19 protein-coding genes and 1 riboswitch are annotated in these 25,082 nt (G+C 69.8%); of the genes, 14 read left to right on the top strand and 5 right to left on the bottom strand.

What is annotated here, in order from left to right; translation table 11 throughout:
• The first annotated feature begins 88 nt into the window (after positions 1-88).
• Both AB0P24_RS36480 and AB0P24_RS36475 read left to right on the top strand, forming a co-directional pair.
• Positions 89-3,196: an efflux RND transporter permease subunit gene (locus tag AB0P24_RS36480; protein ID WP_365801667.1), complete on the top strand. Its 3,108-nt coding sequence runs from the start codon at positions 89-91 to the stop codon at positions 3,194-3,196.
• A gap of 111 nt (positions 3,197-3,307) precedes the next feature.
• Complete coding sequence (locus AB0P24_RS36475) at positions 3,308-5,560, top strand: serine/threonine-protein kinase (protein WP_365801665.1); 2,253 nt, start codon at positions 3,308-3,310, stop codon at positions 5,558-5,560.
• Positions 5,561-5,576: 16 nt separating this feature from the next.
• Here the strand turns inward: AB0P24_RS36475 and nadA are convergent, their stop codons facing one another.
• On the bottom strand, positions 5,577-6,773 hold the full coding sequence (nadA, locus tag AB0P24_RS36470; protein WP_365801663.1) for a quinolinate synthase NadA: 1,197 nt from the start codon (positions 6,771-6,773) through the stop codon (positions 5,577-5,579).
• A gap of 319 nt (positions 6,774-7,092) precedes the next feature.
• Here nadA and AB0P24_RS36465 point away from each other — a divergent pair, with 319 nt between their 5' ends.
• Positions 7,093-7,449: an iron-sulfur cluster assembly accessory protein gene (locus tag AB0P24_RS36465; RefSeq protein ID WP_030951236.1), complete on the top strand. Its 357-nt coding sequence runs from the start codon at positions 7,093-7,095 to the stop codon at positions 7,447-7,449.
• 69 nt (positions 7,450-7,518) lie between these two features.
• On the opposite strand, the gene AB0P24_RS36460 is transcribed toward AB0P24_RS36465, so the two are convergent.
• Both AB0P24_RS36460 and AB0P24_RS36455 read right to left on the bottom strand, forming a co-directional pair.
• Entirely contained in the window at positions 7,519-9,288 is a 1,770-nt protein-coding gene (locus AB0P24_RS36460) for a hypothetical protein (RefSeq protein WP_365801661.1), read from the bottom strand.
• Positions 9,289-9,393: 105 nt separating this feature from the next.
• The gene (locus AB0P24_RS36455; RefSeq protein WP_365801659.1) at positions 9,394-9,603 is read right to left on the bottom strand and encodes a hypothetical protein; all 210 of its coding nucleotides are present in this window, start codon (positions 9,601-9,603) and stop codon (positions 9,394-9,396) included.
• A 184-nt stretch (positions 9,604-9,787) separates the two neighbouring features.
• Between AB0P24_RS36455 and AB0P24_RS36450 the strand changes: the two genes are divergently transcribed.
• Complete coding sequence (locus tag AB0P24_RS36450; protein WP_365801657.1) at positions 9,788-10,762, top strand: carbohydrate kinase family protein; 975 nt, start codon at positions 9,788-9,790, stop codon at positions 10,760-10,762.
• An 88-nt stretch (positions 10,763-10,850) separates the two neighbouring features.
• On the opposite strand, the gene AB0P24_RS36445 is transcribed toward AB0P24_RS36450, so the two are convergent.
• Entirely contained in the window at positions 10,851-12,230 is a 1,380-nt protein-coding gene (locus AB0P24_RS36445; protein ID WP_365801655.1) for an aminotransferase class V-fold PLP-dependent enzyme, read from the bottom strand.
• Positions 12,231-12,559: 329 nt separating this feature from the next.
• Between AB0P24_RS36445 and coxB the strand changes: the two genes are divergently transcribed.
• The 4 genes from coxB to AB0P24_RS36425 all read left to right on the top strand — a co-directional run bounded on the left by coxB (position 12,560) and on the right by AB0P24_RS36425 (position 17,077).
• Complete coding sequence (coxB, locus tag AB0P24_RS36440; RefSeq protein ID WP_365801653.1) at positions 12,560-13,522, top strand: cytochrome c oxidase subunit II; 963 nt, start codon at positions 12,560-12,562, stop codon at positions 13,520-13,522.
• Entirely contained in the window at positions 13,519-15,252 is a 1,734-nt protein-coding gene (gene ctaD, locus AB0P24_RS36435; RefSeq protein ID WP_365801651.1) for a cytochrome c oxidase subunit I, read from the top strand. The genes coxB and ctaD overlap by 4 nt, the downstream gene beginning before the upstream one ends.
• Entirely contained in the window at positions 15,249-15,647 is a 399-nt protein-coding gene (locus AB0P24_RS36430) for a cytochrome c oxidase subunit 4 (protein WP_365801649.1), read from the top strand. Before ctaD ends, AB0P24_RS36430 begins: the two co-directional genes overlap by 4 nt.
• 167 nt (positions 15,648-15,814) lie before the next feature.
• Entirely contained in the window at positions 15,815-17,077 is a 1,263-nt protein-coding gene (locus AB0P24_RS36425) for an Ig-like domain-containing protein (protein ID WP_365801647.1), read from the top strand.
• A gap of 125 nt (positions 17,078-17,202) precedes the next feature.
• Here AB0P24_RS36425 and AB0P24_RS36420 read toward each other — a convergent pair whose 3' ends face one another.
• Positions 17,203-17,604: a hypothetical protein gene (locus AB0P24_RS36420; RefSeq protein ID WP_365801645.1), complete on the bottom strand. Its 402-nt coding sequence runs from the start codon at positions 17,602-17,604 to the stop codon at positions 17,203-17,205.
• 178 nt (positions 17,605-17,782) lie between these two features.
• Between AB0P24_RS36420 and AB0P24_RS36415 the strand changes: the two genes are divergently transcribed.
• From AB0P24_RS36415 to AB0P24_RS36390, 6 genes are all read left to right on the top strand, one after another.
• Entirely contained in the window at positions 17,783-18,403 is a 621-nt protein-coding gene (locus AB0P24_RS36415; RefSeq protein ID WP_365801643.1) for a heme-copper oxidase subunit III, read from the top strand.
• A 77-nt stretch (positions 18,404-18,480) separates the two neighbouring features.
• Positions 18,481-19,293, top strand: a complete 813-nt coding sequence (locus AB0P24_RS36410) for a c-type cytochrome (RefSeq protein ID WP_365801641.1) — start codon at positions 18,481-18,483, stop codon at positions 19,291-19,293.
• Positions 19,290-20,354 (top strand): Rieske 2Fe-2S domain-containing protein, encoded by a 1,065-nt coding sequence (locus tag AB0P24_RS36405; RefSeq protein ID WP_234542625.1) that lies wholly within the window; start codon positions 19,290-19,292, stop codon positions 20,352-20,354. The genes AB0P24_RS36410 and AB0P24_RS36405 overlap by 4 nt, the downstream gene beginning before the upstream one ends.
• Positions 20,351-21,988, top strand: coding sequence for a cytochrome bc complex cytochrome b subunit (locus AB0P24_RS36400; protein WP_365801639.1), 1,638 nt, complete (start codon positions 20,351-20,353; stop codon positions 21,986-21,988). Before AB0P24_RS36405 ends, AB0P24_RS36400 begins: the two co-directional genes overlap by 4 nt.
• 133 nt (positions 21,989-22,121) lie before the next feature.
• On the top strand, positions 22,122-23,186 hold the full coding sequence (gene trpD, locus AB0P24_RS36395; protein WP_365801637.1) for an anthranilate phosphoribosyltransferase: 1,065 nt from the start codon (positions 22,122-22,124) through the stop codon (positions 23,184-23,186).
• Positions 23,187-23,492: 306 nt separating this feature from the next.
• Positions 23,493-23,609, top strand: a riboswitch (SAM riboswitch).
• A gap of 258 nt (positions 23,610-23,867) precedes the next feature.
• Positions 23,868-25,082, top strand: a 1,215-nt coding sequence (locus AB0P24_RS36390) for an aminotransferase class V-fold PLP-dependent enzyme (protein WP_365801635.1), incomplete at its 3' end; no start/stop codon positions are given.

Here is a 25,082-nt window from a genome sequence, read left to right as displayed (position 1 = left end):
GGCGAGGGTGGTGCGGCGGGCACTCACAGGTGCCCCATCTGCTTCGCACAGCAGCTCACGGCAGCTCACCGAAAAGAGACCCCGACCCATGTCCTGGCTGTCCAGATTCAGCCTCGCGCAGCGGGCCCTGACAGGCCTCATATCCCTGATCGCGCTCGTCTTCGGGGCGATCGCCATCCCCCAGATCAAGCAGCAGCTGCTGCCCACCATCGAACTCCCGGTCGTCTCCGTCCTCGTCCCCTACCAGGGCGCCGCACCGGACGTCGTCGAGAAGCAGATCGTCGAGCCGATCGAGAACAACCTCGAAGGCGTCGACGGCGTCACCGGTGTCACCTCCACCGCGAGCGAGGGCAACGCCGTGATCATGGCGTCCTTCGACTACGGCAGCGACACCAAGCAGCTGGTGGCCGACGTCCAGCTGGCCGTCAACCGCGCCCGGCTCCCGGACGCCGTCGACCCGCAGGTCATCACGGGCTCCACGGACGACATGCCGACCGTGGTCCTCGCCGTCACCTCCGGCAAGGACCAGCAGGCCCTCGCCGACCAGCTCGACAAGACGGTCGTCCCGGCCCTGAAGGACATCGACGGCGTCGGCCGGGTCCAGGTCACCGGTGTCCGGGACCTCCAGGTCACCGTCACCCCCGACGACGCGAAGCTGGGCCGCGCCGGGCTCACCCCCGCCGCGCTCGCCCAGTCGCTCCAGGCGGCCGGCGCGACCGTCGCGGCCGGTTCCTTCACCGAGGACGGCGCCAACCGCACCGTCCAGGTCGGCGGCGGTCTCACCTCGCTGACGCAGATCAGGGACCTGATGGTCACCGGGCAGGGGGTGAAGAAGCCGGTGCGCCTCGGCGACGTGGCCGCGGTGCGGGAGCAGGAGGCCCCGGCCGACTCCATCACCCGCACCGACGGCCGCCCCAGCCTCGCCGTGAACGTCACCATGGACCACGACGGCAGCGCGGTCTCCATCTCCGACGCGGTCAAGGACAAGCTGCCGAAGCTGCGTCAGGACCTCGGCTCCGGCGCCACCCTCACCGTCGTCAGCGACCAGGGCCCGGCGGTCTCCAAGTCCATCAAGGGCCTGACCACCGAGGGCGCCCTCGGCCTGCTCTTCGCGGTCCTGGTCATCCTGGTCTTCCTGGCCTCGGTCCGCTCCACGCTGGTGACGGCGGTGTCCATCCCGCTGTCGGTGGTCCTCGCGCTGATCGTGCTGTGGACCCGCGGCCTGTCCCTCAACATGCTCACGCTCGGCGCGCTCACCATCGCCATCGGCCGGGTCGTCGACGACTCGATCGTGGTCCTGGAGAACATCAAGCGCCACCTCGGCTACGGCGAGGAGCGCCGGGCCGCCATCCTCGGCGCGGTCCGCGAGGTGGCCGGCGCGGTCACCTCCTCCACCCTCACCACGGTCGCCGTGTTCCTCCCGATCGGCCTGGTCGGCGGCATGGTCGGCGCCCTGTTCGGCTCGTTCAGCATCACGGTCACCGCCGCGCTGCTGGCGTCCCTGCTGGTCTCCCTGACGGTCGTCCCCGTCCTGTCCTACTGGTTCCTGCGCGCCCCGAAGGGCACCCCCGAGGACGCCGCGGAAGCCCGCCGCACGGCGGAGGAGAAGGAGGCCGGCAGCCGCCTGCAGCGCGCCTACGTTCCCGTGCTGCGCTTCGCGACCCGGCGCCGCCTCACCAGTGTCCTGATCGCGGTCGTGGTCCTGGTCCTCACGTTCGGCATGGCCGGACTGCTGAAGACCAACTTCTTCGACCAGGGCGACCAGGAGGTCCTCACCGTCAAGCAGGAGCTGAAGCCCGGCACCGGCCTGGCGGCGACCGACGCCCAGGCGAAGAAGGTCGAGAAGCTGCTCGCCTCCGTCGACGGGGTGAAGGACTACCAGGTGACGGTCGGCTCGTCCGGCTTCATGGCGGCCTTCGGCGGCGGCACCGACACCAACCAGGCGTCGTACTCGGTGATGCTGGACGACTCGGCGTCGTACGACACGGTGCAGAACGCCATCGAGGACGGCCTGCACAAACTGCCGGGCGTCGGTACGACCACGGTGTCGGCCGGTGACGCATTCGGCAGCCAGGACCTGAGCGTCGTCGTGAAGGCGGCCGACGGGGACGTGCTGCGCAAGGCCTCCGAACAGGTCCGGGCCGCGGTCGCCGGGCTGGACGATGTCACCGACGTCACCAGCGACCTCTCCCAGAGCGTGCCGCGCATCTCGGTGAAGGCCGACTCCAGGGCCGCGGCGGCCGGATTCGACGACCAGACGCTGGGCGCCGCCGTCACCCAGGCCGTCAAGGGCACCACGGCCGGGAAGGCGACCCTCGACGACACCGAGCGGGACATCGTGGTGAAGTCGGCCCAGCCGGCCGAGACCCTGGCGCAGCTGCGCGCCCTCAGGCTGGGCTCGGTGAAGCTCGGCGACATCGCCACCGTGAAGCTGGTGGCCGGCCCCGTGTCGCTGACCCGGATCGACGGTCAGCGCGCCGCCACCGTCACCGCCAAGCCGACCGGTGACAACACCGGCGCGGTCAGCACCCAGCTCCAGGCGAAGATCAAGGCGCTGAAGCTGCCGGCGGGCGCGACCGCCTCGATCGGCGGGGTCACCTCGGACCAGGACAGCGCGTTCAAGAACCTGGGCCTGGCGATGCTGGCGGCGATCGCGATCGTCTTCATGCTGCTGGTCGCGACCTTCCGGTCCCTGGTCCAGCCGCTGATCCTGCTGGTCTCCATCCCGTTCGCGGCGACCGGCGCGATCGGCCTGCTGGTCGTCACCGGCACCTCGATGGGCGTCCCCGCGATGATCGGCATGCTGATGCTGATCGGCATCGTGGTGACCAACGCGATCGTGCTGATCGACCTCATCAACCAGTACCGGAAGCAGGGCCACGGCGTCGTCGAGGCCGTGATCGAGGGCGGCCGGCACCGGCTGCGCCCGATCCTCATGACGGCTCTGGCGACCATCTTCGCCCTGCTCCCGATGGCGCTCGGCGTCACCGGCGAGGGCGGCTTCATCGCCCAGCCGCTCGCGGTGGTGGTGATCGGCGGTCTGATCACGTCGACGCTGCTCACCCTGCTGCTCGTCCCGACGCTGTACGCGATGCTCGAACTCCGCAAGGAGCGCCGGGCCGGGAAGCGGGCGGCGAGGAGGGGCGGCGAGGCGCTGCGGCCGGCCGCCGAGGAACCGGCGCCCGCGGGCGTGTGACCGGCTGATCCACGGCGGCCGGGTACCGAACCCGTCGGTACCCGGCCGCCGGACATCGCGGTTCCGTATTCTGTGGCGCGAACTGATCTGCTGGGGAAGGAAGTTCGGGCAGTGCCACTGCGCGGTGAGGACCCGAGGTCGGTCGGCGGGTACAAGCTGGTCGACCGGCTCGGGGCCGGGGGCATGGGAATCGTGTACCGGGGCAGGTCCCGGTCGGGACGTGAGGTCGCCGTCAAGATCGTGCACGCCCAGTACGCCGAGGACACCGTCTTCCGGGCCCGGTTCCGGCAGGAGATCGAGGCCGTCCGGCGGGTGAGCGGCGCCTTCACCGCACCGGTGGTGGACGCCGACCCGGAGGCGGTACGGCCCTGGATGGCGACCCAGTACGTGGCCGGCCGCTCCCTGGCCGACCGGATCCGCGACGGCGGCCCGCTCCGCGGCACCGAACTGCGGCGGGTGGCGCTGGGACTGGTCGAGGCGCTGCGGGACATCCACCGGGCGGGGGTCGTGCACCGCGACCTGAAACCGGCGAACGTCCTGATGGCCGACGACGGCCCCCGCGTCATCGACTTCGGCATCTCCAGGGCGGTGGAGAGCGGCCACACCCTGACCGAGACCGGCCAGATGATCGGCACCCCGCCCTTCATGTCCCCGGAGCAGTTCACCGACCCGCGCGCGGTCGGCCCGGCCTCGGACGTCTTCTCGCTGGGGGCGCTGCTGGCGTACGCGGTGACCGGGAAGGGCCCCTTCGACGCCGAGAGCCCGTACCTCACGGCGTACTGGGTGATCCACAACCCGCCCGCGCTCGACGGCGTACCGCAGCCGCTGCTCGGCATCCTGGAGCGCTGTCTGTCGAAGAAGGCCGTGGACCGCCCGGAACTCGACGATCTGGCCCGGGACTTCGCCGCACTGCCCGAACCGGAGGAGGACGACCCGCGCACCGTGACGCTGCGCGCGTCCGACGTGCCGCTCGCGGACCGGCCCCACCCCGGCACGACGACCGCGGGCGGCCTCGGCCGCCGGGGCCGCGGTAAGGGCCGGTTCCCCGCGCGCCGACGCCGCGGACGTCCGCTGCTGATCGCCACCGGTGTGGCCGGCGCGTTGGTGCTGGGACTGCTGTGGTACGTGCGGTACGGCCCGGGATTCCCGGACGGCCCACAGGAGACGAGCACCGCGACGGCCTCGCGCTGGACCGCGGCGCCCTCCGGCTGGCGGCCCTGGCAGACCACGGTGTACAAGCCGGCGGACCTGGGCGAGGTCAACGCGCTGGGCACGGCGGCGGACGGCCAGTCGGACTGCCTGAGCCAGGGCGGCAGCGTCTACTGCGGAGGCCACGGCGTCCTGCCGGTACGGCTGGACGGCCGGACCGGCAGGACGGTCTGGCGCGCCTCGCTCGCGTCGACCGGCACCGAACCCTCCCGGTACGACTCCTGGGTCCTCGGTGTGCACGACGGCACCGTGCTCGTCCGGGAGACCCTCACCGAGGAGGGCGCCGCGAACAACCCGACCTACGTCGTCGCCCTCGACGCGGCGAACGGCGACCAACGGTGGATCCGCAAGGTCAACGACGAGAACGTCGACCTGATCATGTCCGGCGACGTCGTGCTGACCGCCGGCAGTGACGGCCGGACGGTGACGGCCCGCTCCCCGCGCACCGGCGAGGCCCGCTGGACCATGACGCTGCCGGCCCGCACCTACTGCACGTTCCTGTCGGCCGGAACCGGCCTGTACGCGCAGTGCTACCCCACGGAGGCCAACGCCGAGCACTCCTTGCTGCTGCAGGTGGACCGCGCCGACGGATCGATCCTCGCGCGTCGGCAGATCCCCTTCGAGAGCGGCTTCCTCGGCGTCGTCGACGGTCATCCGGCCCTGGTCCTGGCCGACCAGGAGAGCGGCTCGACCTCCCTCCAGGACTCCACGTTCGCCAGGATCCTCCTGACGGACCCGACGACCGGCGGTCAGACCACGACGAAACTCGCCAGGACGTACGAGGGCTCGGTGACGCTGGCCTCGGACACCCTGTGGATCACCGGCGCGAACGGCGAGGTGGCGGCGGTGTCCCCGCTGACCGGCCGGGAACTCTGGCACACCCGCACCAGCGTGGAGAACTCCGGCTCCCCGACGTACGACTCCCGCACCCACACCCTCTACCTGGCCAGTCCCAGCGGCCGGGTGGCAGCCCTGGACACCCGCAAGGGCGCCCTCCTGTGGGAGACGGCCCCCCGCGTCGGCACGGCCTCGACGGGCGACGCGTCCGACCCCAAGGCGCTGCTGTACGCAGGCGCGGTGACCGTCATGACCCCCGACGGCACCCTCTTCAGCCTCGACCCCGCGCACCCCGAGCGGAAGTCCGGCTCGGGGTGACACACGGACCGTACGGCTACGGCAGCGCGAGCATCCGCTCCAGGGCCAGCTTGGCGAACGCCTCGGTCTCCTTGTCGACCTCGATGCGGTTGACCAGGTTGCCCTCGGCCAGCGACTCCAGGGTCCAGACCAGGTGGGGGAGGTCGATGCGGTTCATGGTGGAGCAGAAGCAGACCGTCCTGTCGAGGAAGACGATCTCCTTGCCCTCGGGGGCGAAACGGTTCGCCAGGCGGCGGACCAGGTTCAGCTCGGTGCCGATGGCCCACTTGGAGCCGGCGGGCGCGGCCTCCAGGGCCTTGATGATGTACTCCGTCGACCCGACGTGGTCGGCCGCGGCCACCACCTCGTGCCGGCACTCCGGGTGGACGAGGACGTTGACGCCCGGGATGCGCTCGCGCACGTCGTTGACCGAGTCCAGCGAGAAACGGCCGTGCACCGAGCAGTGGCCGCGCCACAGGATCATCTTCGCGTCGCGCAGCTGGTCGGCGGTGAGGCCGCCGTTCGGCTTGTGCGGGTTGTAGACCACGCAGTCGTCCAGGGACATGCCCATGTCGCGGACGGCGGTGTTGCGGCCCAGGTGCTGGTCGGGCAGGAACAGCACCTTCGTCGCCGAGGGCTCGCCCTGGCCGAAGGCCCACTCCAGGGCGCGCCGCGCGTTCGACGAGGTGCAGATGGTGCCGCCGTGCTTGCCCGTGAACGCCTTGATGTCCGCGGACGAGTTCATGTACGAGACGGGGACCACCTGCTCGGCTATCCCGGCCTCGGTCAGCACGTCCCAGCACTCGGCGACCTGCTCGGCCGTCGCCATGTCGGCCATGGAGCAGCCGGCCGCCAGGTCGGGGAGGACCACCTTCTGGTCGTCCGAGGTCAGGATGTCGGCGGACTCGGCCATGAAGTGCACACCGCAGAACACGATGTACTCGGCCTCCGGGCGGCCGGCCGCGTCCCGGGCCAGCTTGAAGGAGTCGCCCGTGACGTCGGCGAACTGGATGACCTCGTCGCGCTGGTAGTGGTGGCCGAGCACGAAGACCTTGTCGCCGAGCTTCTCCTTGGCGGCACGGGCCCGCGCGACCAGGTCGGGGTCGGACGGGGAGGGCAGATCGCCGGGGCACTCGACGCCCCGCTCGCTCTTCGGGTCGGCCTCGCGGCCGAGCAGCAGCAGGGCGAGCGGAGTCGGCTGTACGTCGAGCTCCGTGGTCTGGGCGGTGGTCACGGCACGCACCCTTTCTACTTTTCGTCGTTCTGACGTTATCTATCATAACCGCTTCATGTCACTTTGACGACGGCCATAGCGTCGATGTGACATCAATCCCGGCGCCGAACGGGAGGGGGGCCGTCGGGTGGACACGGCGGTCGCCTGGTACGCAGGTCGCGAGGGGGCGGGCGGCGACTGCTGGGCGTCACTTCGGGCATGTGCGAGCATGAAGAGGTAGGAAAACGAGAGAACGCGCATGCCGGCCCGGAATGAATCAGCGGACCCGCCGGTTGCACTCGTCGGCAAGCAGTCTCCGTACAACCCGGGAGAGATGTAGATGTCCGTATCGGACGAGACCAGCACCGCCACCGACGGCATCATCCTGAGTGACGCCGCCGCGGCCAAGGTCAAGGCCCTGCTCGACCAGGAAGGCCGTGACGACCTCGCCCTGCGCGTCGCCGTCCAGCCCGGTGGCTGCTCCGGCCTGCGCTACCAGCTCTTCTTCGACGAGCGTTCCCTCGACGGCGACGTCGTCAAGGACTTCGGCGGGGTCAAGGTCGTCACCGACCGCATGAGCGCTCCGTACCTGGGCGGCGCGTCGATCGACTTCGTCGACACCATCGAGAAGCAGGGCTTCACGATCGACAACCCGAACGCGACCGGCTCCTGCGCCTGCGGCGACTCCTTCAGCTGAGCCGAGCGGCAACGGCGGCAAGGCGGCGGCCCCTCGTGGTGAGGGGCCGCCGCCTTCGCGTGTGCCGGCTCAGCCCACCTGTGGGTTCAGCGGCGTCGCCTTCTCCGTCGGCACGGCCCTGCCGTCCGTGCCGACCACCTTCCGGCCGTCCAGCGGCGCGTCCAGGCGGATCGTCTGGTGGTACTGCTTGGCGATCATGACGCAGATCTTGTCCGGCCAGGGCGTCGCGGTCACCTTCACCACCACCTGCTCCGAACCCTCGTCCGCCGTCGCCTTGTAGTCGGCGCACACCCCGCCGGTGAAGGCGACGGTCAGATCGCGGCCGTCGGCCGTGTACCCGTCCACCTTCACGTCCTTCGTGGTCCCCGCCGAGGCGCTCGCACTCGGCGAGGGGGCCGCCGCCGAGGCGGAGACCAGGTACTCCGGGTCCACCGCCGGATAGGTGACGGTGTACCGGTCCGCCGCCCCGCGCACCTGGAACAGCCAGGACGGCACCAGCGCCTGCCGGCCGCCGACCGACTGCGACGCCAGCCCGAACACCGCCTTCTCGATCACGGCCGAGGGCGCCGACGGCGACGACGCGGCGCACGGCTGCTCCAGCCGGTCCTTCGGCGGTACGGAACCGGCGCAGCCGCCGATGCCCATCCGGTGCCCGGAGCCCGGCGCCGCGTTCAGCAGGGCCAGCGTCTTCGCGGCGCTCAGCACCGGATACGTGTCGCCCTTCGCCGGCGTCGCGAGCATCCCGTTGCCGCTGACCACCTCGCCCTGCTTGCCGACGGTCAGCCCGGTCGACCAGCCGTACGTCGGCAGGCCGCCGACCACCGGTTCGGCGTTCACCACCCGCTGGGCGCCCATCACCTGGCTCGCGTCGAGCTTCGCGTCGTCCTGGCCGAGCGCCTTCAGCACCGGCGCCGCCGCCTGCTCGGCGTCGGCGACGCTCACCGGGTCACCGGCCGGCACCACCGGGTCCCGCGTGCACACCGGGCCGTTCTTGCAGTTGTCGGTGCCCGGGGCGTAGCGGCTGTACGTCCACAGGCCCGGCGCGGTCCGGTTCACCTGGAGACTCCCGCCGGTGCCGTCGTTGTCGGTGCCGACCTTCCAGACCTGGCCCTCGGCCACCGGGGCCCCCTCGACCCCGAACGCCTTCGCGAGCGCGGCGACCCGGTCCTTGGAGACGTCACCGGAGGCCTGGTAGACGGCGGCCGACCCGGGGCCGGCCGGGAGCGTCCCGCTCGCCCTGTAGGTGACCCCGTAGGGGTTGGGCTCCCCCGGGGCGATGCCGTTGCCGCCGGAGGAGTAGCCGTCCAGGGCGAGGGGCGGGGGAGTGGCAGCGCCGGACGCGCCCGCGGCGGTACCGCCGCCGGAGCCGGAGCCGGTGTGCGCGGCGAGGTAGGCACCGCCACCGCCGATCAGGAGGACGGCGGCGGCCACGGAGGCGATGACGAGGGCGGGAGAGCGGCGGCGGGGGGCGGCAAGGTCATCGGTGTCCCCCTCGGCCACGGCCTCGGGCGCCGTCTCGGGAACATCGGGAGCCGCTTCCGGCTCGGCGGGGGTGTCCGAGGACTCGGCGGGGGAGTCCGAGGGCTCCGGGGCCGCCTCGGCGGCAGGGGCCGAGTCGGGCTCGGGAGCCTCATCGGGCCCGGGCTCGGGGGTCACTCCCGGCTCGGCTGCCTCCTCCGGCTCCGGAACCTCTGCCGCGGCGCCCTCGGCGGGCCCCGCTACGGCCCGCGCGTCGGCCCCGGCAGCCTTCGGCGACTTCGCGGCCTGCCGGTCCTCAGGGGGCTCCCCGGTGCCGCCCGCGGCCGCGCCGTCGTCGTTCTCGGGTCGCTCGCTCTTCACCGCATCGCTCCTTGCCGTGTCGTATCCCGCCTCCCCTTCACGGGGGACGGCGATGGGACGCGGGAGGGGAGCGCGCGGTTCCCTGGAAACGCGCCGGAGCGGGACTCAGTCGCCGTAGTCGGACATCGCGTCCAGAAGCCTGGCGGACTTCTTCGGCACGGTCACCCCGTGGATGAGTGACGGGGACACCGGACGGGCATCGCCGCGATCAGGAACCGCCCAGTGCCGGGCCATCCGGGCGCAGTCCCCGCGCAGCGACGCCAGGTCGCCGTCGAGGTCGGCCGGAGCGGGGGCGTGGACCTTGAGGTTCGTCATGACGGAACCGTATGCACGCCAGGGGCCGCGAAGAAAGGGCTACTATCGGGTAGTTTTGGCACCTTCAGGGCGCCCACCCGACCCGGTAGCGTTAACTGTCGAGCACTCCCGCCCGTCGCCCGGCACCGCCCTCCCAACGGGCGCTGCCGCGCGGCCTTCTCAATCCCCCAGGAGAGTCCCAGCCGTGCGCATCGCAGTCACCGGCTCCATCGCCACCGACCACCTCATGACTTTCCCCGGCCGCTTCGCCGACCAGTTCGTCGCGGACCAGCTGCACACGGTCTCGCTCTCCTTCCTGGTCGACAACCTGGACGTCCGCCGGGGCGGCGTCGGCGCGAACATCGCGTTCGGCATGGGACAGCTCGGCACCCGGCCGATCCTGGTCGGCGCGGCCGGCTTCGACTTCGACGAGTACCGGGCGTGGCTCGACCGGCACGGCGTCGACACGGACTCCGTCCGCATCTCGGAGACCCTGCACACCGCGCGTTTCGTGTGCACGACCGACGCCGACCACAACCAGATCGGCTCCTTCTACACGGGTGCGATGAGCGAGGCCCGGCTGATCGAGCTCAAGACGGTGGCCGACCGGGTGGGCGGACTCGACCTGGTCCTGATCGGCGCGGACGACCCGGAGGGCATGCTCCGTCACACGGAGGAGTGCCGGACCCGGGCCATCCCCTTCGCCGCCGACTTCTCCCAGCAGATCGCCCGGATGAACGGCGACGAGGTCCGGATACTGCTGGAGGGCGCGACGTACCTCTTCTCCAACGAGTACGAGAAGGGGCTCATCGAGACGAAGACCGGCTGGAGCGACGAGGAGATCCTCGCGAAGGTCGGCCACCGGGTGACGACGCTCGGCGCGCGCGGGGTGCGGATCGAGCGGGTCGGCGAGGAGGCCATCGAGGTCGGCTGCCCCGACGAGGAGCGCAAGGCCGACCCGACGGGTGTCGGCGACGCGTTCCGCGCGGGGTTCCTTTCGGGCCTCGCGTGGGGGGTCTCGCTGGAGCGGGCGGCTCAGGTGGGGTGCATGCTCGCGACTCTGGTCATCGAGACCGTGGGGACGCAGGAGTACCAGCTGCTCCGGGGGCACTTCATGGAGCGGTTCACCAAGGCGTACGGGGACGAGGCCGCGGAGGAGGTCCGGGGGTATCTGGTCTGACGTCGCCGGGTGATGGTGCGTGGGGCTGGTCGTGCCCACGCGGCGGCAGCCGCGGACCGACACGGCCCCGCGCCCCTGAAGGGGGCGCTCAGCTCACCCGGCGCACCAGGTACGCCGTTCCGCCGTCCGCCGGTTCCTCACCCTCGTACTCCTGACCCCGCATCTCGCACCAGGCCGGGATGTCCAGCCGTGCCGCCTCGTCGTCGGACAGGACCCGCACTCTGCCGCCCACCGGCACGGTGCCGATGACCTTCGCCAGTTCGATGACCGGGATCGGGCACCGCTTGCCCAGGGAGTCGACGACCGTCTCCTCGGAGCGGACCGCCGTCGCCGCCGGCATCGGGGCGCCCAGCTTCTCCCGCACCCCCGCCACCACCCCCGGCAGCACCTCCAGGAAGCGGTCGACGTCGGCCTCGACCGCTCCCGTCGGCAGCGACACCCGCACGTTCCCCTCACTCAGCACCCCCATCGCCTTGAGCACATGGCTCGGCGTCAGGGTGCTGCTCGTGCAGGACGATCCGGACGAGACGGAGAAACCCTCCCGGTCCAGCTCGTGCAGCAATGTCTCTCCGTCGACATAGAGACAGGAGAAGGTGACGATCCCGGGCAGCCGGCGCTCCGCGTCGCCCACCACCTCCACGTCCGGCACCAACTCCGGCACCCGCGCCCGGATCCGCGCCGTCAGCCCCCGCAGCCGTACGGCCTCCTGCGCGGCCTCCGCCCGTACGGCCCGCAGCGACGCGGCGGCCGCGACGATCGCCGGCAGGTTCTCGAAGCCGGGTGCCCGCCCCGACTCCCGCTCGTCGACCGCTCCTTGAACCGCGAACCGCACCCCCTTGCGTACGGCCAGCAGCCCTACCCCACTCGGCCCACCCCATTTGTGCGCACTCGCCGTCAGCAACGACCAGTCGCCCTCCACCGGTCCCCACCCCAGCGACTGCGCCGCGTCCACCAGCAACGGCACCCCGGCCGCCCGGCACACCTCGGCCACCGCCGCCACCGGCTGCACGGTCCCCACCTCGTGGTTGGCCGACTGGAGGCAGGCGAGCGCGGTGTCCGGCCGCAGAGCGGCCTGGTAGGAGCCGACGTCCACCGCTCCCGTCCGCGACACCGGCACCTGGGTCACCTGGCCGCCCTCCGCCTCGAACACCTCGGCCGAATGGAGTACCGAGGAGTGTTCGACGGCTGACACGATCAGGTGACGTCCGGTACGGCGCCGACCGGCCAACGCGCCTGCCATGCCGGTATGGACGGCCCGTGTCCCGGACGGCGTGAACGTCAGCTCGTCCGCCCGGCAGCCGACGGCCTCGGCGGCCGCCTCCCGGGCGGCGTCCAGCAGCATGCGCGCCTTGCGCCCCTCGCGATACAGCCGGGAGGGGTCGGCCCACCCGTCGTCCAGAGCGGCCGACAACGCCTGCCGGGCCACGGGATGGAGGGGGGCAGCGGACGCAGCGTCAAAGTAGGGCACACGGCAACGGTAAGACTCCGGTGGAGTACTTGACCTCCGGGGCGCGGGGCCGTGGCCATGTCCGTATGCGGCTCCGCGGCGGGCGCGACAAGCCACGACGCGCCCGCACCCGCACCGCAAACCGCGACAACCCGAGCTATTGGGCGCCCATTCCCACCCCTACGGAGTGACCCGCGGCGCGTATGCCCCCCTCCCCGCGAACCCCCGGAGGGCGTCGGCTAGGGTTTGGTCCGCATAAACATCCAAACCCCTGCCCGACGCAGGGCGGCGACCGACCAGCGAGAAGGCCGCAGCCGACCGCGCGGGCGAGACTCTCGGGAAGGCGCTACGTGAGTCCCAACGGCTCCGACCGCTCGCCGCGGCGCCCGATGCGGCGGAAGCTGCTGCAGGCAATGACCGCGGGCCTGGTCCTGGCGACCGCTACCGGTTGCACATACAAGGACTTCCCCCGCCTTGGTATGCCCACCCCGACCACGGAAGAGGCTCCGCGGATCCTCTCCCTGTGGCAGGGCTCCTGGGCCGCCGCGCTCGCCGTCGGCGTGCTGGTGTGGGGTCTGATCATCTGGAGCGCCATCTTCCACCGGCGCAGCCGCACCAAGATCGAGGTCCCGGCACAGACCCGGTACAACATGCCGATCGAGGCCCTGTACACGGTGGTGCCGCTCATCATCGTCTCGGTGCTGTTCTACTTCACGGCCCGCGACGAGACGAAGCTGCTCAGCCTCACCGACAAGAAGCCCGACGTCACGGTGAACGTGGTGGGCTTCCAGTGGAGCTGGGGCTTCAACTACATCACGCCCGTCGACGGTGTCACCGGTGACGCGAAGACCGACAAGAACCTGGACGCCATTCCGGACCGGTTCAAGAAGGAATTCCCGGCGGCCGCCGGCGGTGTCTACGACGTCGGCACGCCCGGCACGAAGAACCCGCAGACCGGCAACCCCGGTCCGACGCTCTGGCTGCCCAAGGGCGAGACCGTCCGCTTCGTCCTCACCTCGCGTGACGTCATCCACTCCTTCTGGGTGGTGCCGTTCCTGATGAAGATGGACGTCATCCCGGGCCACACCAACGCATTCCAGGTGACTCCCAACCAGGAGGGCACCTTCCTCGGCAAGTGTGCCGAACTCTGCGGCGTCGACCACTCCCGGATGCTGTTCAACGTGAAGGTCGTCTCGCCCGAGCGTTACCAGCAGCACCTCAAGGACCTCGCCAAGAAGGGGCAGACCGGTTACATTCCCGCCGGCATCGCGCAGACGAGCCACGAGAAGAACCGGGAGACGAACAACCTGTGAGCATCCTCAACGAACCCCAGGGTGCCGCGGCAGCTGAGGACTCGTACGAGAACGAGCTGCCGGTCAGGCGCAAGCAGCCCGGCAACGTGGTCGTCAAGTGGCTCACCACCACCGACCACAAGACCATCGGAACGCTGTATCTGGTCACGTCGTTCGCGTTCTTCCTGATCGGCGGTGTGATGGCGCTGCTGATGCGCGCCGAGCTCGCCCGCCCCGGTCTGCAGATCATGTCGAACGAGCAGTTCAACCAGGCGTTCACGATGCACGGCACGATCATGCTGCTGATGTTCGCGACGCCGCTGTTCGCCGGCTTCACGAACTGGATCATGCCGCTCCAGATCGGCGCGCCGGACGTCGCGTTCCCGCGGCTGAACATGTTCGCCTACTGGCTCTACCTGTTCGGTTCGACCATCGCGGTCGGCGGTTTCCTCACCCCGCAGGGTGCGGCCGACTTCGGCTGGTTCGCCTACTCCCCGCTGTCGGACGCGGTCCGCTCGCCGGGCCTCGGCGCCGACATGTGGATCATGGGTCTGGCCATGTCCGGCTTCGGCACCATCCTCGGCGCGGTCAACTTCATCACCACGATCATCTGCATGCGTGCCCCCGGCATGACGATGTTCCGCATGCCGATCTTCGTGTGGAACGTGCTGCTGACCGCCGTCCTGGTCCTGCTCGCCTTCCCCGTCCTCGCCGCCGCGCTGTTCGCCCTGGAGGCGGACCGAAAATTCGGCGCCCACGTGTTCGATGCCACCAACGGCGGAGCACTGCTCTGGCAACACCTCTTCTGGTTCTTCGGACACCCAGAGGTGTACATCATCGCGCTGCCGTTCTTCGGCATCATCTCCGAGGTCATCCCGGTCTTCTCCCGCAAGCCGATGTTCGGCTACATGGGTCTGATCGCGGCCACCATCGCGATCGCCGGTCTGTCCATCACCGTGTGGGCCCACCACATGTACGTCACCGGCGGTGTGCTGCTGCCGTTCTTCTCCTTCATGACCTTCCTGATCGCGGTCCCGACCGGTGTGAAGTTCTTCAACTGGATCGGCACCATGTGGAAGGGATCGCTGTCCTTCGAGACACCGATGCTCTGGGCCACCGGCTTCCTGATCACCTTCACCTTCGGTGGTCTGACCGGTGTCATCCTGGCCTCGCCGCCGATGGACTTCCACGTCTCCGACTCGTACTTCGTGGTGGCCCACTTCCACTACGTGGTCTTCGGCACGGTCGTCTTCGCGATGTTCTCCGGCTTCCACTTCTGGTGGCCGAAGATGACGGGCAAGATGCTCGACGAGCGCCTCGGCAAGGTCACCTTCTGGACGCTGTTCATCGGCTTCCACGGCACCTTCCTGGTCCAGCACTGGCTGGGCGCGGAGGGCATGCCGCGCCGGTACGCCGACTACCTGGCGGCCGACGGCTTCACCACGCTGAACACGATCTCGACGATCAGCTCCTTCCTGCTCGGCCTGTCGATCCTGCCGTTCCTCTACAACGTGTGGAAGACGGCCAAGTACGGCAAGCCGGTCGGCGTCGACGACCCGTGGGGCTACGGCCGTTCGCTGGAGTGGGCGACCTCCTGCCCGCCGCCGCGGCACAACTTCGTCACCCTGCCGCGGATCCGCAGCGAATCCCCGGCGTTCGACCTGCACCACCCTGAGATCGCCGCCCTGGAGCAGCTGGAGCACGGCCAGGCCGCCGTCGCTGTCGCGGGCAGCAAGGAGGCCGGCAAGTGAAGATCCAGGGCCGCTTGTTCGTGTGGCTGAGCGTCTTCGTCCTCGCCATGGCGATCGTCTATGGCGTGTGGTCGAAGGAGGCGGCCGGCACCACGGCACTCTTCATGTCCTTCGCCCTGTGCATCATGATCGGCTTCTACCTGGGCTTCACGGCCTCGCGGGTGGACGCCGGTGCCCAGGACAACAAGGAGGCCGACGTCGCGGACGACGCGGGCGAGATCGGCTTCTTCAGCCCGCACAGCTGGCAGCCGCTCGCCCTCGGTGTCGGTGGCGCGCTGGCCTTCCTCGGTGTCGCCGTCGGCTGGTGGCTGCTGTACTTCGCGGCGCCCATCATCCTGATCGGTCTCTTCGGCTGGGTGTTCGAGTACTACCACGGTGAGAACCGCACCCAGTAGGCACGCGCCGAGCGCACCGGGAGCCCGGACCCTCCGTCAGGAGGGTCCGGGCTCCCGCCGTTCCCGGCCCGCCCCGCCCCGGCCCGATCCGCTCTTCGGCCCAGTGCGGGTCCCCCGTCCGGACTACCTGTCGTGCTGGTCCGGAAAACATCTCATAGCGTGACAATATGAGTCACTCTCCGTGCGCCCGTACCGTCGTCAGCTGCGCCCTGCTGGTGATCGCCCTCGGCGCGGGCGTCACCGCCTGCGGTTCGGACGGCAACCCCCTCGCGGACAAGCCGTACGACGCGGCGGACCAGATCTCCTTCAACACCCCCACCGGGACGGGGAAGCGGGCCGACCCCGACAAGCCCCTGGAAGTCGTCGCCAAGAGCGACGAGGACCGCATCACGGACGTCACGGCCCAGGACGCCACCGGTCGCTTCGTGGCGGGCGAACTCGACGCCGACGGCCACCGCTGGCACAGCACCTCCCCGCTGGCCGCCAACGCCCACTACACGGTCCAGGTGAGTACCGAGGACGAGGACGGCACGCCCGGCCGCAAGGTCCTCACCTTCGACACCAGCACGCCCACCACCCGGCAGCGGCTGAAGGTCACCTTCGGCCCCCAGGCGGGCGAGTACGGCGTGGGCCAGCCGGTCACCGCCGAACTCGACCGCGCGATCAAGGACAAGGCCCAGCGCGCCGTCGTCGAGCGCGCCCTGCGGGTCGACTCCGTCCCGGCCGTGGAGGGCTCCTGGTACTGGGTGAGCGACAAGGAACTCCACTACCGGCCCAAGGACTACTGGCCCGCCCACGCCACCGTCCAGGTGCACAGCAACCTGGACGGCGTGAAGATCAGCGACCGCCTGTGGGGCGGCGCGGCCAAGCCGCTCACGCTCACCACCGGCGACAAGTTGCTGGCCGTCACGGACGCCGGCGACCACCAGATGACGATCTACAGGAACGACAAGGAGATCAAGCAGATCCCCGTCACGACCGGCAAACCGGGCTACGAGACTCGCAACGGTGTCAAGGTCGTCCTGGAGAAGCAGTCCTTCGTACGTATGCGCAGCACCACGGTCGGCATCGCCGCGGGCACCTCGGACTCGTACGACCTGCCGGTCTACTACGCCACCCGGGTGACCTGGTCAGGCGAGTACGTGCATGCCGCGCCCTGGTCGGTGGGCTCCCAGGGCTACGAGAACGTCAGCCACGGCTGCACCGGCATGAGCACCTCGAACGCCGAGTGGTTCTTCGACACCTTCCACCCGGGCGACCTGGTGAAGGTCGTCAACTCCAACGGCAAGGAGATGGAGAACTTCGGCAACGGCTTCGGCGACTGGAACCTCGTCTGGAAGGACTGGCGCAAGGGCAGTGCCCTCAACGCCGGCGCCCCGGACGCCCAAAGGCCGCAGGACGCGGTGAGGGTACAGCCGGCCGCACTGTGAGACGCCCCCGGCGGCAACCGCCGCGTACGGGGCGCGGGGCGGTAGCCGACATGCGGCTACCGCCGCGCGGGCGCGCCCAGCCACACACCACCGGTACCCGCGCACGCACCGCGCCCCGCCCCCTCCTAGGCGCTCTGCAGCCTCCCCTGCCGCAGCAAGGACGCCAGCGCCGACGCGAACTCCACCGGCTCCACCGGCAGCGTCACAGCGGCGTCCGCCCGGCTCCACGTGGCCAGCCACGCGTCCTGGGGCCGGCCGATGAGCAGCAGCACCGGCGGGCAGTTGAACACCTCGTCCTTGATCTGCCGGCACATCCCCATGCCCCCCATGGGCACGGCCTCCCCGTCGAGGACGCACACATCGACGCCCCCTCGGTCCAGCTCGTGCAGCACCGCGGCAGGCGTGGCGCACTCCACGAACTCGACGAACGGCACATCGGGAGCCGGTCGCCGGCCGGCGGCCAGCCGTACCTGCTCGCGGGTGTTGGAGTCGTCGCTGTAGACCAGCACCGTGGCGGTCGGCTGCATTGTTCCTCCGAGACGTCGGCGTCGTACGGACAGGACCGATGCGCCGGATGCTACTCCCCTGAACACCGCGTCAACACCTGTTGGAACACCGCTTCGATGGGCCATCCGGGCACTACACAGGGGGCGGACACTCCGAACGGCACCCCCCGGAGTGAGCGCGAGATAAGCGACCGACATAATGTCGGTCGTGGCGACAGCAACGACAGTAGAAACCGGGCACGCGCACCCGTCGGTCAACAGGCCGAACCTCACCAGCGTCGGAACCATCATCTGGCTGAGTTCCGAGCTGATGTTCTTCGCGGCCCTCTTCGCGATGTACTTCACCCTGCGATCGGTGACCGGCGAGGCGCACTGGAAGGAGATGGCGAGTCATCTCAACATCCCCTTCTCGGCGACCAACACCACGATCCTGGTCCTCTCCTCCCTCACCTGCCAGCTCGGCGTGTTCGCCGCCGAGCGCGGGGACGTGAAGAAGCTCCGGGGCTGGTTCATCCTCACCTTCGTGATGGGTGCGATCTTCATCGGCGGTCAGATCTACGAGTACACGAACCTGGTCAAGGAGGACGGGATCTCCCTCTCCTCCGACCCGTACGGTTCGGTGTTCTACCTGACCACCGGCTTCCACGGCATGCACGTGACGGGCGGCCTCATCGCCTTCCTGTTCGTCCTGGGGCGCACCTACGCGGCGAAGAGGTTCACACACGAGCAGGCGACCGCGGCCATCGTCGTGTCCTACTACTGGCACTTCGTCGACGTCGTCTGGATCGGCCTCTTCGCCACGATCTACCTGATCAAGTAGCCGGGCCGGCTCCACGCGCCGCAGAAGCGCACTTTCCAGAAGCATCGACGCAGAAGATCCTGACACCGGGGTAATCCGTGAAAAAGCTCTCCGCACGACGACGCCATCCGCTGGCGGCGGTCGTCGTCCTACTCCTCGCGCTGGTGGGCACTGGGGGGGCCTACGCCGCGCTCGCACCCGCGAGCAAGGCGCAGGCCGATGAGACCTCTCAGTCCCTGACGATCGAAGAGGGCAAGAAGCTCTACTCGGTCGGCTGCGCCAGCTGCCACGGCACCGGGGGTCAGGGCTCGTCCGACGGCCCCAGCCTGGTGGGCGTGGGCGCCGCGGCCGTCGACTTCCAGGTCGGCACCGGCCGTATGCCGGCCGCCACCTCGCAGGGCCCGCAGGTCGTCAAGAAGAAGAACATCTACACCCAGGCCCAGATCGACCAGCTCGCGGCGTACGTCGCCTCGCTGGGCGCCGGTCCCGAGGTTCCGACCAAGGAGCAGTACGGCCCGGACGGTGCCGACATCGCCAAGGGCGGCGAGCTCTTCCGCACCAACTGCGCGCAGTGCCACAACTTCGTGGGTGCGGGTGGTGCGCTGACCAAGGGCAAGTTCGCACCGAGCCTTGAGGGCGTCGACCCGAAGCACATGTACGAGGCCATGCAGACGGGCCCGCAGAACATGCCGTCCTTCCCCGACACGACGCTGACGGAGAAGAACAAGAAGGACATCATCGGGTACCTGAACGCGGTCAACAGCAGCAACACGGAGAACCCCGGCGGTCTCAACCTGGGCGGCCTCGGGCCGGTCAGCGAGGGTCTGTTCGCGTGGATCTTCGGTCTCGGTGCACTGATCGCGGTCGCCGTCTGGGTCGCCGCTCGGACCGCAAAGGCCAAGAAGTCATGAGTAGCCAAGACATTCCAGAAGAGAACCTGCCCGCTGAGCAGGACCACGCGCACGCGCACACCGCCGTGAGTGTGGCGGACGAGAAGGACCCGTTCTCGGACCCGGGTCTGCCGCCGCACGAGCACCGCATCCAGGACATCGACGAGCGGGCCGCCAAGCGGTCCGAGCGCGTCGTGGCCATGCTGTTCACGGTGTCGATGCTGGCCACCGTCGGCTTCATCGCCTCCTATGTGACCATCCCGAAAGACAAGTCGATCTTCGTCTTCCCGATCGGTCACATCAGCGCGCTGAACTTCGCGCTGGGCCTGACCCTCGGTGCGGCGCTGTTCTGCATCGGCGCGGGCGCGGTCCACTGGGCCCGCACCCTGATGTCCGACGTGGAGGTCGCCGACGAGCGGCACGCCATCTCGGCGCCGCCGGAGGTCAAGGCCAAGGTCCTGGCCGACTTCAAGCAGGGCGCCAAGGAATCGGCGCTCGGCCGGCGCAAGCTGATCCGCAACACCATGTTCGGCGCGCTGACCCTGGTCCCGCTCTCCGGCGTCGTGCTGCTGCGCGACCTCGGCCCGCTGCCCGGCACCTCGCTGCGGCACACGGCGTGGTCGAAGGGCAAGCTGCTCGTCAACATGAACACCAACGAGCCGCTGCGTCCCTCCGACGTCGCCGTCGGCTCGCTGACCTTCGCCAAGCCCGAGGGCGTCGAGGAGTCCCAGGAGGACTTCCAGAACGTGATGGCGAAGGCGGCCCTGATGATCATCCGGCTCCAGCCGGACAACATCAAGGACAAGCGCGAGCTCGAGTGGTCGCACGAGGGCATCGTCGCCTACTCGAAGATCTGCACCCACGTGGGCTGCCCGATCTCGCTGTACGAGCAGCAGACCCACCACGTGCTCTGCCCGTGCCACCAGTCCACCTTCGACCTCTCCGACGGTGCCCGAGTGATCTTCGGCCCGGCCGGTCACGCCCTGCCGCAGCTGCGCATCGGTGTGAGCGAGGAGGGCTACCTCCAGGCGCTCGGCGACTTCGAGGAGCCCGTCGGTCCTGCATTCTGGGAGCGCGGATGAGCACTTCAGAAAACTCAGAGTCCCGCGAACGCGGGAAGGCCCCGGCCGGCGAGCGTGTCGCCGACTGGGCCGACGGACGGCTCGGGATCTACTCCCTCGCCAAGTCCAACATGCGCAAGATCTTCCCCGACCACTGGTCGTTCATGTTGGGCGAAGTGTGCATGTACAGCTTCATCATCATCATCCTGACGGGTGTGTACCTGACGCTGTTCTTCCACCCGTCGATGAACGAGGTGGAGTACCACGGCAGCTACGTCCCGCTCCAGGGACAGCTGATGTCCGAGGCGTTCAACTCGACCCTGCACATCTCCTTCGACGTGCGCGGTGGTCTGCTCATCCGGCAGATCCACCACTGGGCCGCGCTGATCTTCCTCGCCGGCATGTTCGTGCACATGATGCGCGTGTTCTTCACCGGCGCGTTCCGCAAGCCGCGTGAGATCAACTGGCTGTTCGGCTTCCTGCTGTTCGTCCTCGGCATGTTCACCGGTTTCACCGGCTACTCGCTCCCGGACGACCTGCTCTCCGGCACCGGTGTCCGCTTCACCGAGGGCGCCATCCTGTCGATGCCGATCGTCGGCACGTACATCTCGTACTTCCTCTTCGGCGGCGAGTTCCCCGGCCACGACTTCGTCGCCCGGTTCTACTCGATCCACATCCTGCTGCTGCCGGGCATCATGCTCGGCCTGATGGTGGGCCACCTGATCCTGGTCTTCTACCACAAGCACACGCAGTTCGCGGGTCCCGGAAAGAGCGAGAAGAACGTCGTCGGCATGCCGCTGCTGCCGGTCTACATGGCCAAGGCCGGAGGCTTCTTCTTCCTGGTCTTCGGTGTCATCGCGGCCATCGCGGCGACCACCCAGATCAACCCGATCTGGGCCATGGGCCCCTACCGTCCGGACCAGGTGTCCACCGGCGCCCAGCCCGACTGGTACATGGGCTTCGCCGAGGGTCTGATCCGGTACATGCCGGGCTGGGAGGTCAACTTCTGGGGCCACACCCTGGTCCTCGGCGTCTTCATCCCGCTGGTCCTGTTCGGTCTGGTCCTCGGGGCGATCGCGGTCTACCCGTTCATCGAGTCCTGGGTCACCGGCGACAAGAGCGAGCACCACATCCTGGACCGCCCGCGCAACGCTCCGACCCGTACCGGGTTCGGTGTCGCCTGGGTGACCGTGTACATGGTGGGTCTGGTCGGTGGTGGCAACGACCTCATCGCCACCCACTTCCACCTGTCGATCAACGACGTGACCTGGTTCGTCCGGATCTTCTTCTTCGCCGGACCGGTGATCGCGTTCGTCGTCACCAAGCGCATCTGCCTCGGCCTGCAGCGCCGGGACCGCGACAAGGTGCTGCACGGCCGCGAGACCGGCATCATCAAGCGGCTGCCGCACGGTGAGTTCATCGAGGTCCACGAGCCGCTCTCGCAGGAGCAGCTGCACACCCTCACGGCGCACCACCAGTACGAGCCGGCCCAGGTCGGCCCGGCGGTCGACGAGAACGGTGTCGAGCGCAAGATCAAGGGCTCCGAGAAGCTCCGCGCCAAGCTGAGCAACGCCTACTACGGCGAGGACAACCAGATCCCGAAGCCGACCGTCGAGGAGTACAAGGAGATCACGAGCGGCCACGGCCACCACTGATCGACGGCGTCGCCACGCCGCAGCCGAAGGGCCCCCGTCCGCACACCGGACGGGGGCCCTTCGCGATGCCCGGAGCTGGATAGGGTAGGCCTGAAAAAGCTCTCTTTCCCGTACGACGATCAGGAGCGGCCTCATGAGCGCTGTGACCCCCGCTGGAGGCGACATCGCGGCGGGCCGTTCCTGGCCCGAGGTGCTGAACGCGCTCCTGTACGGCCAGGACCAGAGCGCCGACGCGACGGCCTGGGCGATGGACCAGATCATGCGCGGCCAGGCCACCGACGCCCAGATCGCGGGCTTCGTCGTCGCCCTGCGGGCCAAGGGCGAGACCGTCGAGGAGATCAACGGGCTCGTCCGCACGATGTACGAGCACGCCAACGTCATCGAGGTGCCGGGCCGCACGGTCGACATCGTCGGGACCGGCGGCGACGGCGCGAAGACGGTGAACATCTCCACGATGTCGGCGCTGGTGGTGGCCGGCACGGGCGCGAAGGTCGTCAAGCACGGCAACCGCGCGGCCTCCTCCGCGTCCGGTGCGTCGGACGTCCTGGAGAGGCTCGGCGTCAACCTCGACCTGACCCCGCAGCGGGTCGCCGAGGTCGCCGAGGAGGCCGGCATCACCTTCTGCTTCGCCATCAAGTTCCACCCGGCGCTGCGTCACGCGGGCGCCGCGCGCGGCCAGCTGGGCATCCGCACGGTGTTCAACATCCTCGGCCCGCTGACCAACCCCGCGCAGGTCCGGGCCCAGGCGGTCGGCGTCGCGGACCCGCGCATGGCACCGATCGTCGCGGGCGTCTTCGCGGAGCGCGGCAACTCCTCCCTGGTCTTCCGCGGCGACGACGGCCTCGACGAACTGACGACGACCGCCACGTCCCACGTCTGGATCGTCCGCGACGGCAAGGTCACCGAGGAGGTTTTCGACCCCCGCGACGTCGGCATCGACCTGGTCCCCGTGGCGGCCCTGCGGGGCGGCGACCCGTCGTACAACGCGGAGGTGGCCCGCAGGCTGCTGGACGGCGAGCAAGGGCCGGTACGGGACGCGGTGCTGCTGAACTCGGCTGCGGCCCTGGTGGCCCTCGACCCCGGCACGGGGACGCTGGCCGAACAGCTCCGGGCAGGCATGGACAGGGCGGCCGAGTCGATCGACTCGGGCTCGGCCAAGCAGGTCCTGGAGCGCTGGGCGATGGCGACGAACAAGTAGACGGACACGTAGGGGGACGCTGGGTGGCGGGGCTGAGGCGCTGTTCGGCACCGCCGGAATCCGCCGTCACGGCTGATCGCCGTCGCGGCGGGGAAGAACCTGAGGCGGCGGTGCCTGATCCGCCCTGGGCACCGCCGCCGCGCACGACGCGGCCGTTCCGCTGGTCGGTCACGTTCTTCCGCCGCGACGGCGCGCAACCGCACACGGCCTCTCCGGCGGTGCCGAACCGGCGTCGGCCCCTGGCGGTGTCCCGTCATCCGGACAGGAGTTGCGCGTCCGCGATCACTTCGCCTACGTTTCTTCCAAGGTCATGAGTGACAGTCATGAGGCCCCGGCCGACTGTCCGGCAACCCTCCGTCCGTGGCGGGGTGCCCCGGGTGAAGACCAGGTCGTGGGCAGCGAGGTCCACGGCAAGCGCGGACCCCTCGTACACCAGGGGTCCTGGTCGTCGAGGAGCCTTCCGTGAGCAAGCGAATGCGATAGGGCCGCAGAGCCCCGCCTCCGCATCCCCTTTTCCTTTCCTCCGAGATTCTCCGAGATTCTCCGAGGTTCTCCGTTTTCCTTCGGGTTCCTTCGGTTTCTTCGGGTTTCTTCGGGTTCCTTCGGTTTCGCCGGGCCGGCGCCGCGGTCGTCCGCGTGCTCGCACGGTGATTCCGCCTTGCCTCTCACGGGAGTTCCGCCATGTCCGTCTCGACCGCTGCCTCCGCCCCGTCCGTTTGTGCCCCTCTGTCCGTCCTGGGGCGAGATGTCACCGTCCCGCTCGTCACCGGCGGCGAGGTCACCTATGCCGCCCTCGACTACGCGGCCAGCGCCCCGGCCTTGCAGCGGGTCTGGGACGACGTGGCGGCGTACGCCCCCTACTACGGCAGCGTCCACCGCGGCGCCGGCTACCTCTCCCAGCTCTCCACGGACCTCTTCGAGAACGCCCGTCGGACCGTCGCCGGGTTCCTCGACTGCCGCCCCGACGACCAGCTGATCTTCACCCGCTCGACGACGGACTCCCTCAACCTGCTGGCCCGCACCCTCCCCGCCGACTGCCAGGTCTTCGTCTTCGAGACCGAGCACCACGCGAGCCTGCTGCCCTGGCCGGACGCCCGGGTCACCTGCCTCGACGCGCCCCGCACCCCGCGGCAGGCCGTCGAGACCCTGGAGCGCGCCCTCGCCGACCGCGCCGCGTCTGTTCCAGAGGGGCACGGCCCGGCCCTGGTCTGCGTCACCGGAGCGTCCAACGTCACCGGCGAGCTGTGGCCGGTACGGGAGCTCGCGGCCGTCGCGCACGCGCACGGCGCCCGGATCGTCCTGGACGCGGCCCAGCTGGCCCCGCACCACCCCGTCTCCGTCCGGGACCTGGACGTCGACTGGGTCGCCTTCTCCGGCCACAAGCTGTACGCCCCCTTCGGCTCCGGCGTCCTGGCCGGCCGCGCCGACTGGCTGCGGGCCGCCGAGCCCTACCTCGCGGGCGGCGGCGCCAGCCGCAAGGTCACCCGGCGCGAGGACGGGGGAGTGGCCGTGGAGTGGCACGAGAGCGCCGCGCGCCACGAGGCGGGGTCGCCCAACGTCATCGGCGCCTACGCCATCGCCTCCGCCTGCAAGGCGCTGGCCGAGACGGGCTGGGACACCCTGGTCGCCCGTGAGGAACGCCTGATCGCGAAGGTCCGCGCGGGCCTTGCCGAGGTCCCCGAGGTCCGGGTCCTCTCCCTCTTCGGCGACGACGCCCCGCGCGTCGGCGTGATCAGCTTCGTGGTGGAGGGCTGGAACAGCTCCCACTTCGCCGCCGCCCTCTCCGCCGAGTACGGCATCGGTCCAAGTGGGCTGCGGCCTTGGGGAGCTTGGCCTCCACCGCGTCCGGGACGTGCTGCATCTGAGCCTTCACGGCGTCGGTGTCGGGTTGCTCGA

It is taken from the genome of Streptomyces sp. NPDC086519 (assembly GCF_040686075.1).
Classification (GTDB): domain Bacteria; phylum Actinomycetota; class Actinomycetes; order Streptomycetales; family Streptomycetaceae; genus Streptomyces; species Streptomyces shenzhenensis.
This window is presented reverse-complemented; position numbering and strand designations above follow the sequence as displayed.